At 41.1% G+C, this 14,155-nt stretch carries 13 protein-coding genes; 9 read left to right on the forward strand and 4 right to left on the reverse strand.

The genetic code is table 11. The features are described 5' to 3' along the window. The first annotated feature begins 269 nt into the window (after positions 1 to 269). The 4 genes from AC5JL8_RS36050 (at position 270) to AC5JL8_RS36065 (ending at position 4,303) form a co-directional block, all read left to right on the forward strand. A complete protein-coding gene (locus AC5JL8_RS36050; RefSeq protein WP_495884486.1) occupies positions 270 to 524 on the forward strand; it encodes a TIGR02450 family Trp-rich protein in 255 nt (84 codons plus the stop codon). A gap of 553 nt (positions 525 to 1,077) precedes the next feature. After that, the gene (gene bchL, locus AC5JL8_RS36055; RefSeq protein ID WP_495884487.1) at positions 1,078 to 1,944 is read left to right on the forward strand and encodes a ferredoxin:protochlorophyllide reductase (ATP-dependent) iron-sulfur ATP-binding protein; all 867 of its coding nucleotides are present in this window, start codon (positions 1,078 to 1,080) and stop codon (positions 1,942 to 1,944) included. A gap of 32 nt (positions 1,945 to 1,976) precedes the next feature. After that, complete coding sequence (locus tag AC5JL8_RS36060; RefSeq protein WP_495884488.1) at positions 1,977 to 2,747, forward strand: DUF5331 domain-containing protein; 771 nt, start codon at positions 1,977 to 1,979, stop codon at positions 2,745 to 2,747. A 152-nt stretch (positions 2,748 to 2,899) separates the two neighbouring features. Next, entirely contained in the window at positions 2,900 to 4,303 is a 1,404-nt protein-coding gene (locus AC5JL8_RS36065; protein ID WP_495884489.1) for a ferredoxin:protochlorophyllide reductase (ATP-dependent) subunit N, read from the forward strand. Between the two features lie 350 nt (positions 4,304 to 4,653). Here AC5JL8_RS36065 and AC5JL8_RS36070 read toward each other — a convergent pair whose 3' ends face one another. Continuing rightward, positions 4,654 to 5,679 (reverse strand): anti-sigma factor antagonist, encoded by a 1,026-nt coding sequence (locus AC5JL8_RS36070; RefSeq protein WP_495884490.1) that lies wholly within the window; start codon positions 5,677 to 5,679, stop codon positions 4,654 to 4,656. Between the two features lie 223 nt (positions 5,680 to 5,902). Here AC5JL8_RS36070 and AC5JL8_RS36075 point away from each other — a divergent pair, with 223 nt between their 5' ends. After that, positions 5,903 to 6,700, forward strand: coding sequence for a 7-carboxy-7-deazaguanine synthase QueE (locus AC5JL8_RS36075; RefSeq protein ID WP_495884656.1), 798 nt, complete (start codon positions 5,903 to 5,905; stop codon positions 6,698 to 6,700). Positions 6,701 to 6,813: 113 nt separating this feature from the next. Here AC5JL8_RS36075 and AC5JL8_RS36080 read toward each other — a convergent pair whose 3' ends face one another. Together AC5JL8_RS36080 and AC5JL8_RS36085 are read right to left on the reverse strand one after the other, a co-directional pair. Next, a complete protein-coding gene (locus tag AC5JL8_RS36080; protein WP_495884491.1) occupies positions 6,814 to 7,458 on the reverse strand; it encodes a DUF3318 domain-containing protein in 645 nt (214 codons plus the stop codon). 78 nt (positions 7,459 to 7,536) lie between these two features. Continuing rightward, the gene (locus AC5JL8_RS36085; RefSeq protein WP_495884492.1) at positions 7,537 to 8,094 is read right to left on the reverse strand and encodes a type III secretion system chaperone family protein; all 558 of its coding nucleotides are present in this window, start codon (positions 8,092 to 8,094) and stop codon (positions 7,537 to 7,539) included. A 1,015-nt stretch (positions 8,095 to 9,109) separates the two neighbouring features. On the opposite strand from AC5JL8_RS36085, the gene AC5JL8_RS36090 reads away from it, so the two are divergent. The 4 genes from AC5JL8_RS36090 (at position 9,110) to AC5JL8_RS36105 (ending at position 13,235) form a co-directional block, all read left to right on the forward strand. Further along, positions 9,110 to 10,189: an amino acid ABC transporter substrate-binding protein gene (locus AC5JL8_RS36090; protein ID WP_495884493.1), complete on the forward strand. Its 1,080-nt coding sequence runs from the start codon at positions 9,110 to 9,112 to the stop codon at positions 10,187 to 10,189. A 34-nt stretch (positions 10,190 to 10,223) separates the two neighbouring features. Next, the gene (locus AC5JL8_RS36095) at positions 10,224 to 11,171 is read left to right on the forward strand and encodes an amino acid ABC transporter permease (protein WP_495884494.1); all 948 of its coding nucleotides are present in this window, start codon (positions 10,224 to 10,226) and stop codon (positions 11,169 to 11,171) included. A 51-nt stretch (positions 11,172 to 11,222) separates the two neighbouring features. Further along, complete coding sequence (locus tag AC5JL8_RS36100; RefSeq protein ID WP_495884495.1) at positions 11,223 to 12,374, forward strand: amino acid ABC transporter permease; 1,152 nt, start codon at positions 11,223 to 11,225, stop codon at positions 12,372 to 12,374. A 120-nt stretch (positions 12,375 to 12,494) separates the two neighbouring features. Further along, the gene (locus AC5JL8_RS36105; RefSeq protein WP_495884496.1) at positions 12,495 to 13,235 is read left to right on the forward strand and encodes an amino acid ABC transporter ATP-binding protein; all 741 of its coding nucleotides are present in this window, start codon (positions 12,495 to 12,497) and stop codon (positions 13,233 to 13,235) included. Between the two features lie 34 nt (positions 13,236 to 13,269). On the opposite strand, the gene AC5JL8_RS36110 is transcribed toward AC5JL8_RS36105, so the two are convergent. Next, a complete protein-coding gene (locus AC5JL8_RS36110; RefSeq protein ID WP_495884497.1) occupies positions 13,270 to 14,055 on the reverse strand; it encodes a methyltransferase domain-containing protein in 786 nt (261 codons plus the stop codon). Positions 14,056 to 14,155: the final 100 nt, after the last annotated feature.

The raw sequence follows: 14,155 nt of genomic DNA on the forward strand, positions 1-14,155 counted from the left end.
AATAATTATACATTGTAACGAATTTTTTAAATTAAAGCTATAAATCATTCTCCCCTGCGCCTCTGCTCCCATCCTCCTGCTCCCACACAACGCTAGTATAAATCCGTAGCGAATTGACGCGTGAAAATACTCTGCGCTTATTTTGCGTCCCCTTGCGTTTAAAAAAGCTACGAACTTATGCAAAGCAGTACTTAGACAGAATTAATTACACTTGTTGTTCTGTTCCCTGTCTCCACTGATGAATTTATTTTTGTCCAACTACTTAACAAATGACTAAAAAGCAGAAATTTCCTTACCTTGTTGGTTCTAGATGGACAGCGCAGCAAAAAGTAGATGGTTGGCGACACTTCCAAGTCGTCAACCGTAAAAATCAGGGTAAGTGGGTTTATGCCGAAATGGTTGCAGCCTGTGATCCAAAAGTCCGCTTCTGGATTAATGCCAAATTATTACAAGACAACTCGCAGTGGCAAGCTGGCTGGCAACCATTAAAGGAAATAGAGCAACTCGAAGGAGACGTCTCCTAATTTACTAGGTGCTACAACGATAGACAATATGTAAAAAATTAATCATTTTTTACATAATAAAAATTCCTTGCTCAAAAACCATAATTCGAGATTCTTGGCAGTTGCCCAAAAACTGCCAGTTTATCAGTTATTGATAATTTATTTGGTATTTCTACTATCTGGCTGCGAATACCTATATCTACGTTTCAGCCTTAGTATCTATGACCTCTAATAAGCTGATATGAGGACAATCTAATTCTATGGAAAGTATTGAAAAAACTGGATTGCAAGCTTTTGTTTTTTGTAACTATTTTTATTTAAAACGCTAATAAAATTTATAAAAAAAAGATTTTAAAGCATATTTATGTTTTTTGATAAGATTAACATATAATAACAAAGCGACAATCGCTAAATATATTGTTATATGCTTCTAGCATATTCAAAGCTACTTTATTTCCCGTGTAATTTGGACAATAATGACACTCAAGAGACCTCACGCATCGCCATTTCAGGCTAGGTGAAGGCAAATGTTTCAGCCAAGAGTTTGACAAGAAACTATAAGAGGCAAACAACAGTGAAACTAGCAGTTTATGGAAAAGGTGGAATCGGGAAATCCACAACTAGCTGTAACATCTCAGTCGCCCTAGCCAAACGCGGCAAGAAGGTGCTGCAAATTGGCTGCGACCCCAAACATGACAGTACCTTTACTCTCACAGGGTTTTTGATTCCAACGATTATTGACACCCTCCAAGAAAAGGACTACCACTACGAAGATGTCTGGCCGGAAGATGTGATTTACAAAGGCTACGGTGGTGTCGATTGCGTCGAGGCAGGTGGCCCACCAGCGGGTGCTGGATGCGGTGGTTATGTAGTAGGCGAAACTGTAAAATTACTGAAAGAACTCAACGCCTTTGATGAGTACGATGTAATTCTGTTTGACGTACTAGGTGACGTTGTTTGTGGTGGTTTTGCAGCACCACTCAACTACGCAGATTATTGCTTGATTGTGACCGACAACGGCTTCGATGCTTTGTTTGCTGCCAATCGCATTGCTGCCTCAGTCAGGGAGAAATCACGCACTCATCCACTACGTTTAGCTGGTTTAATTGGTAATCGTACCTCCAAGCGCGATTTAATTGAGAAATATATAGAAGCAGTACCAATGCCAGTTTTGGAAGTTCTGCCTTTAATTGAAGACATCCGTGTTTCCCGCGTCAAGGGTAAAACTTTGTTTGAAATGGCAGAATCCGACCCATCTTTGAACTACGTTTGCGATTACTACCTCAATATCGCTGACCAAATTCTGGCACGCCCAGAAGGTGTAGTACCGAACGATGCCCCAGATCGTGAATTGTTCTCTTTGTTGTCGGATTTTTATCTAAATCCGAGTAAACCCCAGGTGCGGAATCCGGAAGAGGAATTAGACTTGATGATTGTATAAATCATCTAATTCTCAGGATGGGGGAAAATAATATGGCTTTCTTTCATAGCTTTACAGATTCGATAAGGCAAAAGTGGTTGCAGTTCTTCCAGACGAATCGTGACTGGATTACTCTACATATGGAAGTGGAATCAGTCTACACCCCCGATGGAGGGAAGCGACCATCTTCTTACCTCATCCTGGGAGTCGTGAATGCGCTGGAACCAAAGTTAGCGCAGTTAATGTTGCCCTTTTCAAAACTCAATCCTGACGCCGATACCCTAATTGAAGTACTAGATTTGCATTTCGACCCAGACATTGCTCTTGGTAACCGCTTACTTCCCAAAATGGAATTAGAGAATTTCCAGAGTGATTCAGCAGATGGCATTGAGGAAAACTCCGCAGGTGAGCCATTAAAAAATTCTCATCTAAATGGTTTTGCTGAAGTAGCAATTGCTCAAGAGTTCACAATTGTAGATTCTGCTCATCCAGCCCAGCCAGGAACTGAGGTGAAAGAAAACCACAATGGGCTGAACGGTCATAACTCAAACGATAATTCACATCAGGCATCCAGCGTAGATGCAGATGAGTTTGGTGAGATTACTTTTGATACAACAATTACATCAGAAAGAAATCTCGATGAAGAAGTACTTGATGAGCTGAATACACCAGACGAGAACGCTTTTAGTGACGTGTTATCAGATGTCTGGGGTGATGAAACAGCACTGCAAAAGGGTGAAGGAAATAATGACTTTTTAGGGGAAGAACTGCCATCTGGCGTTTTTGATGAATCGGAGATTGCCCGTCTCTTCCCCAACGCTTAATTATTAGCGTTCCTGTTGAATCTAGGGATTGCTGGCTGGTGCTATGTGCTATATATCACGAAAGCCTGGGGGAAGAATCAATCTTTCCCCATATGCCTACCCTATATTCACCTGCCTTGTTCGCTTTAAATATCAAGGGGAGAATAACCAAAATGACTGTCGCTCAACAACCAGAAGCTTTAAACTTTGAGTGTGAAACTGGTAATTACCACACCTTTTGCCCAATCAGCTGCGTGGCGTGGTTGTACCAAAAAATCGAAGATAGCTTCTTTTTGGTGATTGGAACCAAGACTTGTGGGTACTTCCTACAAAATGCGATGGGGGTGATGATTTTTGCTGAACCCCGTTATGCAATGGCAGAGTTGGAAGAGGGAGATATTTCGGCACAGTTGAATGACTATGAAGAGTTAAAGCGGTTGTGCTTGCAGATTAAACGCGATCGCAACCCCAGTGTTATTGTGTGGATTGGCACTTGTACCACTGAAATTATCAAAACAGACTTGGAAGGCTTGGCCCCTAAGCTAGAATCCGAAATTGGTATTCCTATCGTTGTAGCGCGTGCTAACGGGCTAGATTACGCCTTTACCCAAGGGGAAGACACCGTATTAGCTGCAATGGCTAATCGTTGCCCTGATAAGGCTCCTGTAGCAGAAACAGAGAAGAATGAGCGCAACGCTATTTCCAAACTGCTCAACTTCGGTAAGAAGAAAGAAGAAGTAGTCCAAGAAGAATCTGAGTATGTAGACCACCCGCCCTTGGTTCTCTTCGGCTCCCTTCCTGACCCCGTGGTTACTCAGTTAACCTTGGAACTGAAGAAGCAAGGCATCAAAGTTTCCGGCTGGCTCCCTGCGAAACGCTTCACTGAACTGCCAGTACTGGAAGAAGGCTATTATGTTGCTGGTGTCAATCCCTTCCTCAGCCGCACTGCTACTACCTTAATGCGTCGCCGCAAGTGCAAACTCATCGGCGCACCCTTCCCGATTGGCCCCGATGGTACTCGTGCTTGGATTGAAAAAATTTGCTCCGTGTTCGGCATTACTCCCAAGGGTTTGGATGAGCGCGAGGCCCAGATCTGGGCAGGCTTGGAAGACTACGTAAAACTTATTCGCGGCAAATCTGTATTCTTCATGGGTGACAACTTGCTGGAAATCTCCCAAGCAAGGTTTTTAGTGCGCTGTGGCATGATAGTTCACGAAATCGGCATTCCTTACATGGATAAGCGCTATCAGGCGGCTGAGTTGGCACTGCTGGAGAAAACTTGCCAGGAAATGGGCGTACCTCTGCCAAGGATTGTAGAGAAGCCGGATAATTACAACCAACTTCAGCGGATTTATGAGTTGAAGCCTGACTTAGTGATTACTGGTATGGCTCATGCCAACCCACTGGAAGCACGGGGTATTAATACTAAGTGGTCTGTGGAGTTCACCTTTGCTCAAATTCACGGCTTTGGTAACGCTCGTGACATTTTAGAACTGGTGACTCGTCCGCTACGTCGGAATAATAATTTAAAAGATTTAGGTTGGGATAAGTTGGTGAGAGAAGAAGCGAAGATTTAGGATTTGGGTTTTAATCGATCAACAGCATAACACTATAATTAATCAAGGCGAACTCGAAAGTTCGCTTTTTTTATGAACCGCAGAGGCACAGAGAACGCAGAGGAAGAGGATAAATTCGGATAATCAAAAATGTTAAAAATCTTATATTAAATCTTAGTTTTTCCTTCTTAACTTAATGGAAATTACAAAATTGCCTCCTCAAGGATTAGATGTAGCTCGAAAATTACTTTTAACTGACAGCAATAGCTAGTTTTTACATTTGTTAAAATACAAAAATAATTCTTGGGTGCACCCAAGAATTATTTTTGTATTTTCTGACTTACTGAAAAATTACAAATGAGGATAATTGGCTAAACTGCACCACTGTTTTTATTAAATAAAATGACTAGAGTTTTGAAGATTAGCTTGAAATCGTACAGTAAACTCCAGTTTTTTTGATACTGTAAATCCAGGCGAATGACATCTTCAAAACTACGTACTGTAGACCTTCCATTAACTTGCCATTCTCCAGTCATACCAGGTTTAACATCCAAACGTTGCCATTCTGGTACTTCATAGCGTTCCACTTCATCAGGCGTGGGTGGTCTAGTACCAACTAAACTCATATCTCCTTTGAGAACATTCCAAAATTGCGGCAATTCATCCAGACTGGTTCGCCGTAAAAAGCGCCCTATGCGTGTTACTCTGGGATCGCTCTCATTCTTGAAGAAAGCGCCTTGCACTTGGTTTTGGACTTGAGATTTTTTTGCTTCTGCATCCACACACATTGAGCGGAATTTCCAAATCTGAAAACGCCTACCCATCCAACCGCAGCGGGTTTGACTAAAGAAAATAGGGCCAGGATCATCGATTTGAATCGCAACTGCAATCGGAATCAACAAAACTCCTGTAATGACCAAACCTATGAGTGCGCCAAAAATATCGATTAACCGCTTCATCCACGATGCTACAGAAGGATGAGTACTGGGTAGCGGCTCAACTTTACGAGAAGAAAATCTCTGAGTATCTAGTGAATAAGTTGGTTCTTTTGGCGACAAAATACTCAAAGATTCGATTGGCAGTACTTGATCTAATCCTGTAAGATTAAGGACTGCCATTACTGGAGGGGTAACATTACGTAGTATAATTGTAATTCGTTTTTCCTTAGCAGTTTTAAAATTACTGACTAGGGCACCTAAACCACTACTATCCATAAAAGTTGTTTGGTGAAAGTCAATAAAAATTTGCTTGAGATGTGCATGAGATTGGATTAACTCTTGGCAAGTTCGCTTAAAGCCTACTGCCTCAAGTACACTCAACCGAGCAGGTACCTGCACTATTGCTATTTCATTTAGGGAAATAACTGGAAAATCGACCTCTTTGGATGGGCTAGTCATGAAGCTTTGCACTTTAGTTGCCGTGTAAATGTAAGCTGCCAAACGTTAATTTTGTCCTAATAAGTTATCTAACCTCATTTTGAATTAGTAGGAATCAGGACTAATCGCAAGTTACTTTGGGTGAGATTGGAGATTGCCAGCGACGATTCACAATAGAACAAGAAGCCAAAATAAACATACTTGTTTTTGTGACGACGCGGCGCGATCGCGTTGCTATCATCCCATGACTGCTAAAACTACGGTTAAACCTACTGCACGCCTGGTTGAGGTCTTTTCTGCTATTCAAGGGGAAGGACTGAATGTCGGGACACGTCAGATTTTTATTCGCTTTGCTTTTTGTGACTTACGTTGCCACTTTTGCGATAGTGCCCATACTTGGAGTGCATCCCCTACCTGTAGGATAGAGAAAACCCCAGGGTTACGAGACTTTGAAATTCATTCAAATCCTATCCCTCTGCCCATTTTATTAGAATGGGTTGAACGGCAAAATCTACCTTCTCTACACGATAGCATTAGCCTAACTGGGGGCGAGCCACTTCTTCATGCTCGATTTTTAGCACTTTTCCTACCGCAAGTGCGATCGCTAACTAATTTACCTATTTATCTAGAGACTGGAGGCCATCGCCCAGAACAACTGGCTATACTTCTGCCTTACTTAGACTCCGTGGGAATGGATCTCAAGCTGCCTAGTGTTAGCGGCGAAAGTTATTGGCAAGAACATGCGAAATGTCTGACACTATGCTACGAATCACACTTAAGCGTTTTTATCAAAATAATTGTTTCCCAAAATACAGACCCATCTGAGTTAGAACGTTCAGCTTTGTTGGTGGCAGCAGTTAGTCCTAATATCCCAGTATTTTTACAGCCAGTAACACCCTTGCCAGCGTCTGAAAAACTCAGCGCAATACCAGTGCTTGCCCCTTCTCCCGAACAAGTTTTAACGTGGCAAGCTTTGATGAAGCGATTTTTGGCACACGTCCGTGTCGTGCCTCAAACTCATAAAATGCTAAACCAGCTATGAGAAGTGCTGACTGAGTGTTGAGTTTTAAGTTAAGAGTTTTGAGTTGTGAATTAGAAACTTGATTTACATACTGGCTCTTAACTTCTTACTCAAAACTCCAGACTCAGCACTAATTATAGTCCGCTCTCATCTGTAGTCCTGGACTTAGCTTTTGCTTTATTAGCACTGCGTTTGAGGGCAGCCAGACGTGCTTCGTATCTGGATCGCTGGCGCTTGCTAGGAGTGTTATCAATCAGGGTTTTCAAGGCACTACCAAGACTCTTGTAGGCATTAGGAATACTATAGCCAAAGCGAGTTGCCAGAGCGATCGCTTTCTCGTCAGCATCAGCCAATTCTTTGAGTTGCTTGTCTCCGTTATTCTTTTGATACAGTCGCCAGCCTGACACGCCACACAGTGCCAATGCTAAAACTAGTAGCAATCCATCCTGTACCCACAATTCACCTACAGCACCACCTAAACCAATCGCCAGTGCTGCCATTTCCCAACCATCTTTGGGGATCGTGTCATTTTGAATGCGAGCGACTTCGTGCCAAAACAGCAGATTACGCTGATCCATTGCGAGGGAATCCCATTTCACCAGGTCAATTTGAATTTCTACCTGGTCTTTACCAATTTCTTCGCACCGGATCAGGGGTGGATTGACCTCAGTTGTGCCTTCAACCGTGACCCAGCTCTGCAATTCTGGCGGTAGTAAGCCTTTCAACCGCCGGAGTTCACTCATTTCCGCTTTGGCAGAGGAGGTTGCATAGGATGTCATAAAAATCCAGCCCTAGAAAAATTCAGTATATAGTGAGGTTATCACTTTGGAGTATAGCTATTTCAGTGATAATTCGCCTCACTCGTTGGGAAAGCTTCCTCGCTTTTTCCGGGCTTCCATTGCCTTTTCTAGAATTTCTAGTAATCCAGGAGCCTCTTCCTGGATACTAAGTAAAAGTCTTTCCCCAAGTTCTATATTCCCCGGATCTTGACCTGTTTCCATGACCTCTTGTAGACGTGGCATTGCGATGCTATCTACAATCTGAATTAAAGCGCTTAAACAACGGTTAAATTGTCTTTCTGTGAGAATCGAGTCTTCCAAGGGAAACTCGATAATGGCACGGATCTCTCCATCACATGGGTCATACTCCCATTGCAGCATTTTGGTTTCCCAGGAAATAGCAAGCATCGTCTGTAGGATAGCTCCTTTGTAGGGATGCTCTTGAACTCCCACCAGAACTTGCGGAGCAAATACTCGGAAAAACTTTCCCTCTTCATCTAGTTGAACAACTATCAGGAAGTCTTCTATGTTATCGGCTTCCACACCTGTGATAATACGATCTTCTTCACCATCAAAACGATAGTCCCAACCAAGGTTGTCTAAGTATTTGGCAATCTGTTTCAGATTAGCTCCCATAAAAGCCTCATAAGGAACGGTGGAGCAGTTCTTACCAGACTTAGTTTAACCTGCTAGCGGCAGATGCTTAAGTTGGTGTATTTACTTCTCCTCTATATAAAAGTATGCAATAAAGCATTGATTCATTAGCCTCAGCCTATACTGGTTTTGAATTTATCCAGTTTTGATGAATTTAGCAAAAAATGAGCAAAATTTGCTCTCAAAGACAAGTAGGATAACCAGCAATTATGGCAATTTATGTTTAATAAAAGCTCAACAATAATTAATTCTGCTGGTCAAAGTTTCAGAATTGAGTTGCCAGATATATACAACAGATTGATTGCAAAAGAGTGATACCGTTTCACTTTAAGGTTGATACAAATAGGCAGCAGGGGGAAAGAATTAGAGACAAATCATTTGTATCAGGCATTTCGTGAAATGGTATGAGGTAAAGATTATCGTAAGAGCACAACACTGTTGTGCCCCTATCCATGTACTTCATTCGCCTGAAAAACTCTATAGCTTTACTTGATGATTTTATTAGAAGAACAAGTTAGATTTGTTTTTGTGTGTTTTAAGCTTGGCTATTTTGTACTTTCACAGTTAATTAGTAAAAAAATATTAATTATTTGGAAAATTACTTTAAAAGCTAATAATGAAAAATCCTTACATTTTATTAAAATTTTAAAAAATTATAACTACTTTTGATTTAACAAACTGAACAAAACGCCAACTTATTCCTCATAATAAATAATAGTTGAAATGACAATCATCTATCGAAGCTAGTTTTAAAAATAAGTAAAAATCTCAAATAATTAGATGAATATAAATAAACATAAAACATGAAAAGTAGCTCAAAAACTTTATTCACTTATGCCTCCTGCCCCCTGCCTTGTGAAGAGATATACCTTTTTGAAGGTTGACCTACTTACCAATTTTCTGTAAGTAACTTTAACACAGGGTCTAAAAAAGTTTTATATTACAAGAATCTATCTGCTTTCACAAAAATATTGTAGTTGAAAAAACATTAATATTTATGGATAAATCAGCGTTAATTTTAGCGATCGCACCCCTAATCTTTGCCATCAGTGCTTGTAGTGGGGAATCAGGAAATACAGCGAACACAGCCAGCGCCCCAGGTAGTGCTTCAACAAGACAAGTAACTCAAAATCGCTGGGATACGATCAAAAACCGTGGTCAGTTAATTTGCGGTGTCAGCGGTGAAGTACCAGGGTTTAGCTTTGTGGGAACTGACGGTAAATACAGCGGTATCGACGTAGATATTTGTCGCGCCATAGCAGCTGCTTTATTTGACAACCCAGATGCAGTAGAATTTCGCAATCTCAATTCCAAAGAGCGATTTACAGCTTTGCAAACTGGAGAAGTAGACATTCTCAGCCGCAACACTACATGGACACTTAGCCGTGAAACTTCAGTTGGTTTGGAATTTGCGCCTGTAGTCTTTTACGACGGTCAAGCCATAATGGTTCGTAAAAATAGCGGGAGCAAGTCCCTTGCAGACCTGAAAGGCAAAGCTATCTGTGTTCAAACTGGTACTACTACAGAGCAGAACTTAGCAGACCAAATGCGGAAACGGGGGATCACTTACAAACCTGTTGTTTTTGAAGACGTTAACATTACCTTTGCCACTTATGCTGAGGGACGTTGCGACGGTATTACAGCTGATCGTTCAGCGTTGGTTTCTCGACGTAGTATTTTACCCAAACCAGAAGATAACGTAATTTTGGATGAAGCCATTTCTTCAGAACCGCTAGCGCCAGCAATTGCAAAAGGAGACAGTAGGTGGGCTGATATCGTCAAATGGGTGGTTTATTCTCTAGTTAAAGCCGAAGAGTTAGGGATTAATTCCCAAAATGTGGCACAATTTGCTACTAGTAATGACCCAGATATTAAACGATTTTTGGGAACAGAAGGTAACCTTGGTGAGAGTCTTGGCTTAACCAATGACTTCGCATCTAAGATAGTTAAGCACGTCGGTAACTATGGCGAAATTTACGATCGCAATCTCGGAGCAAAGACAAAACTCAATCTAACTCGCGGTCAAAATCAACTTTGGTCAAAGGGCGGATTACTTTATTCTCCACCGTTCCGGTAAAAGAAAGATGGGGGATACTATTGACCACTGACTAATGAATAATCTAAAGTCCAAAATCCAAAATCCAAAATTGTTGTTGTGGCGTAATTATCGCTTCTGGCGTATTGCTGGACAATTTATCAGCGTATTTTTAGTAGCAGTTGTCATCATAATCTTATGGGGCAACCTCAACCGTAATTTGCAGCAATTAGGCATTCAGTTCGGCTTTGATTTTCTCCAGCAGCAAGCGTCTTTTGACATTGGTGAAACTCCAATTGCTTACAAACCAACTGATGCTTACAGCCGCGCTTTATGGGTAGGGCTAATTAACTCGTTGCGGGTAGCGATTGTAGGAATTTTCTTCGCAACAATTGTGGGGTTAAGCGCAGGAATTGGTCGTTTGTCTGACAACTGGTTAGTACGTAATATCGCACAAGTTTATGTAGAAATTTTTCGTAATACACCTTTACTTTTACAATTGCTGTTTTGGTACTTTGCCGTTTTCCTCGGTTTTTTCAAAGTAGAAAATAAAATTTCCGTCTGGGGGTTGATTTCCTTTAGTCAAAATGGCATAGAACTTCCTTGGTTTACCTTATCTCCAGAGTTTTCGACTTTACTGCTGGGTTTGATTTTTTACACAGGTGCATTTATTGCTGAAATTGTCCGAGGCGGAATTCAATCAGTAGCAAAGGGACAATGGGAAGCCGCGCGATCGCTAGGGTTAAAACCAGGATTAGTGATGCGTCTAGTGGTTTTTCCCCAAGCATTGCGGGTGATCATACCACCGCTAACAAGCCAGTATCTCAATTTAACTAAAAATACCAGTTTAGCGATCGCCATTGGTTACCCTGATATTTATTTTGTCGCCTCCACCACCTTTAACCAAACGGGGAGAGCGGTAGAAGTCATGTTACTAATTATGCTTACCTATCTCACCCTCAGTTTAACTATTTCTATAATGATGAATTTGTTAAACCGCATGGTGCAGATTCAGGAGAGATAACTGGGAAGTTGGGTAAGACAAGGAGAACTAAATACTCTTGACTAATGACTAATGACTAATCCTCAATTATTGTGGCTGCGTAAAAACCTATTTAGTACTTGGTACAACAGCTTGTTAACTGTTGTCTGCTTAGTATTATTGTTTTGGGTAGTGCGGGGAATTTTAACTTGGGCAATTACCCAAGCACAATGGGCAGTAATTTTAGTTAATTTACGTTTATTTTTAGTTGGCAGATTTCCTCAAGCCTTGTACTGGCGAGTTTGGATAATACTGGCGATCGCTTCGACTTTAGGCGCGGTGACTTGGGGTGTATTTTCTGGTAGACAACATTTAACAAGGCGTAAGATTGCTTTGTTAGCTTCAATTTTTGGCGTGTTGTTGGTTGTTTTGCCATTGGATTTAATATCTCGCCTCTGGTTGCTGTTAATTGGTACTTTGCTATTTTTAGGTTTTTGGGTTGGCAGAAAATTCGCCAAATTAATAGCTCCTTGGCTTTCTTTAGTATGGTTGTTGTCTTTCCCCGTTATAGTGTGGTTAATTGGCGGTGGATTTGGCTTGCAATCTGTATCTACAAATTTGTGGAACGGTTTACTACTGACATTGTTGATGGCAACAATTAGTATTGTGCTTTCTTTTCCCATTGGAGTTTTACTCGCTTTAGGACGCACCAGTAATTTGCCAGTAGTACGTTGGTTTTGTATCTTGTACATTGAAATTATCAGGGGATTACCTCTGATTGGAATTTTATTCCTTGCACAGGTTATGTTGCCATTATTTCTACCAGCAGATGTACGTTTAGATCGGTTACTGCGAGGAATTGCTGGACTGGTGTTATTCAGTGCTGCTTACATGGCAGAAAATGTACGCGGTGGACTTCAGGCAATTCCACGTGGACAAATTGAAGCCGCCAAAGCATTAGGATTTAACTCTCTGTTTTTGGTTATATTAATTGTGCTACCGCAAGCCTTACGTGCCGTGATTCCTGCAATTGTAGGTCAGTTTATCGGCTTATTTAAAGACACTTCACTCTTATCTTTAGTGGGCTTGATAGAACTTACCGGTATTGCCCGTTCTATTTTGGCACAGCCGCAATTTCTCGGACGCTATGCAGAAGTATATCTATTTATTGGATTAATTTACTGGCTATTTTGTTACTCGATGTCCTTAGCTTCTCGACGGTTAGAAAGGCAGTTAAGTAATTAGTCATTAATCATTCGATGCAGGAATGTTTCCCTTGGTATATTTTTGAATTATGAATCTTTAATTTGAATTTTTTCTTCTGCTTTTATCACATCAACATTAAATACTGAGAGGTGAAATTCTATGTCAGAACAAAACCAGATAATTGTTGCTGAAGATGTTCACAAATGGTATGGAAAATTTCATGCTCTTCAAGGTGTGAGCTTAACAGTAAATCGCGGAGAAGTAGTGGTATTAATGGGGCCTTCTGGTTCAGGAAAATCCACTTTTATCCGTACATTTAATGCTTTAGAAGAATATCAACAAGGAAAAATTATCATTGACGGAATTACACTTAGCCACGACTTGCGAAATATTGAAGCAATCCGCAAAGAAGTAGGAATGGTATTTCAACAATTCAATTTATTTCCTCATTTAACAGTGCTGCAAAATATTACATTAGCACCAATTTGGGTGCGTCGTTGGACGAAGGCAAAAGCTGAAGAATTGGCGATGCAACTGCTAGAAAGAGTAGGAATATTAGAACAAGCACATAAATATCCAGGACAGTTATCTGGAGGACAGCAACAACGGGTGGCGATCGCTCGTGCATTAGCCATGCAGCCTAAAATTATGTTGTTTGATGAACCCACTTCAGCTTTAGATCCAGAAATGGTACGAGAAGTTTTGGATGTAATGCGAGGTCTTGCCCGTGACGGCATGACAATGGTAGTAGTTACTCATGAGGTTGGATTTGCTCGTGAAGTTGCTGACAGAGTAATTCTGATGGATAGCGGTTCCTTAGTAGAGTCAGCCACCCCCGAAGCATTTTTCACCAAACCCCAAGAAGAACGAACTCGCAAGTTTTTATCACAAATTCTCTAGAGAATTTTCGAGTGTGAATTCTTTTTTGAATTTTTTAGCCTTTATGCCCTACAACCTCACACCAAGTTTGAGCAAAAAATCCATCAGGATGCTGGCTCCATTCTCGTAAAGCATTACTCATCAGTTTCACGTCATAAGCTTCCTTCTCCACGCCTTGAGGGACATTCACAGCAACCTCAATTTGTAGTGCCAAATATTCTGCTGCTAAACTCAATGGTTCATAGCACTGATAAGAAGCTGAAGCTTTGATATTGATAAACCCGGCTTGTCGTAGCAACGCACGTAACTCTCTACCTACCTCAAGATTTCCACCATTCTGCTGCTGAAGCCACTTGTAATAAGACATTGCCTGATCTAATTCTGGAGTGCTTGGTGCAATTAAAAAACCACTCCAATCAGGACTGCGAAGACCAATAACTCCCTCTGGTTTTAAAACTCTGAATATTTCCTGCAAAGCCTTAGCTGGTTCTTGAAGATGCTCAAACAAAGCATGAGAAAAAACAGCATCAAACGATTCATTAGCAAAAGGTAAATCATAAATATTTGCCTGTCGGAAATTAGCATTAGCGATCGCTTGTTTCAAAGTATTTTCAGCAGCTATGCAAATTTGAGAAGCTTCTTGGTCAATACCTGTAACCGTACCGGGAGCTATTGCTCGTGCCAAACCCAAGGTAATCGTACCAGGGCCACAGCCGCAATCTAACAATTTCATTCCTGGACGCAGATAAGGCAGAAAAAATACAGCATGGCTATCTACAGTACGATTTGCCATGAAATTCGTCGCGTTGCTTGAATAGCCTGGAGTATACTTTTCCGGCATGACTTTAACTACTTCTGATGTCTATGTATGAGTATCATAGATAGGCAGTTTTTAGATGTCCAATATATATTTAAACTAAATTGACACTTATAAAATATCA

The organism is Mojavia sp., from assembly GCF_059505145.1.

Bases quoted from the DNA above. Each gene is read 5' to 3' on its own strand.
- AC5JL8_RS36110 (WP_495884497.1), bottom strand. From the start codon at position 14,055: ATGCCGGAAAAGTATACTCCAGGCTATTCAAGCAACGCGACGAATTTC.
- AC5JL8_RS36085 (WP_495884492.1), bottom strand. From the start codon at position 8,094: ATGGGAGCTAATCTGAAACAGATTGCCAAATACTTAGACAACCTTGGT.
- AC5JL8_RS36080 (WP_495884491.1), bottom strand. From the start codon at position 7,458: ATGACATCCTATGCAACCTCCTCTGCCAAAGCGGAAATGAGTGAACTC.
- AC5JL8_RS36105 (WP_495884496.1), top strand. From the start codon at position 12,495: ATGTCAGAACAAAACCAGATAATTGTTGCTGAAGATGTTCACAAATGG.
- AC5JL8_RS36095 (WP_495884494.1), top strand. From the start codon at position 10,224: ATGAATAATCTAAAGTCCAAAATCCAAAATCCAAAATTGTTGTTGTGG.
- AC5JL8_RS36075 (WP_495884656.1), top strand. From the start codon at position 5,903: ATGACTGCTAAAACTACGGTTAAACCTACTGCACGCCTGGTTGAGGTC.
- AC5JL8_RS36060 (WP_495884488.1), top strand. From the start codon at position 1,977: ATGGCTTTCTTTCATAGCTTTACAGATTCGATAAGGCAAAAGTGGTTG.
- AC5JL8_RS36070 (WP_495884490.1), bottom strand. From the start codon at position 5,679: ATGACTAGCCCATCCAAAGAGGTCGATTTTCCAGTTATTTCCCTAAAT.
- AC5JL8_RS36065 (WP_495884489.1), top strand. From the start codon at position 2,900: ATGACTGTCGCTCAACAACCAGAAGCTTTAAACTTTGAGTGTGAAACT.
- AC5JL8_RS36100 (WP_495884495.1), top strand. From the start codon at position 11,223: ATGACTAATCCTCAATTATTGTGGCTGCGTAAAAACCTATTTAGTACT.
- AC5JL8_RS36050 (WP_495884486.1), top strand. From the start codon at position 270: ATGACTAAAAAGCAGAAATTTCCTTACCTTGTTGGTTCTAGATGGACA.
- AC5JL8_RS36090 (WP_495884493.1), top strand. From the start codon at position 9,110: ATGGATAAATCAGCGTTAATTTTAGCGATCGCACCCCTAATCTTTGCC.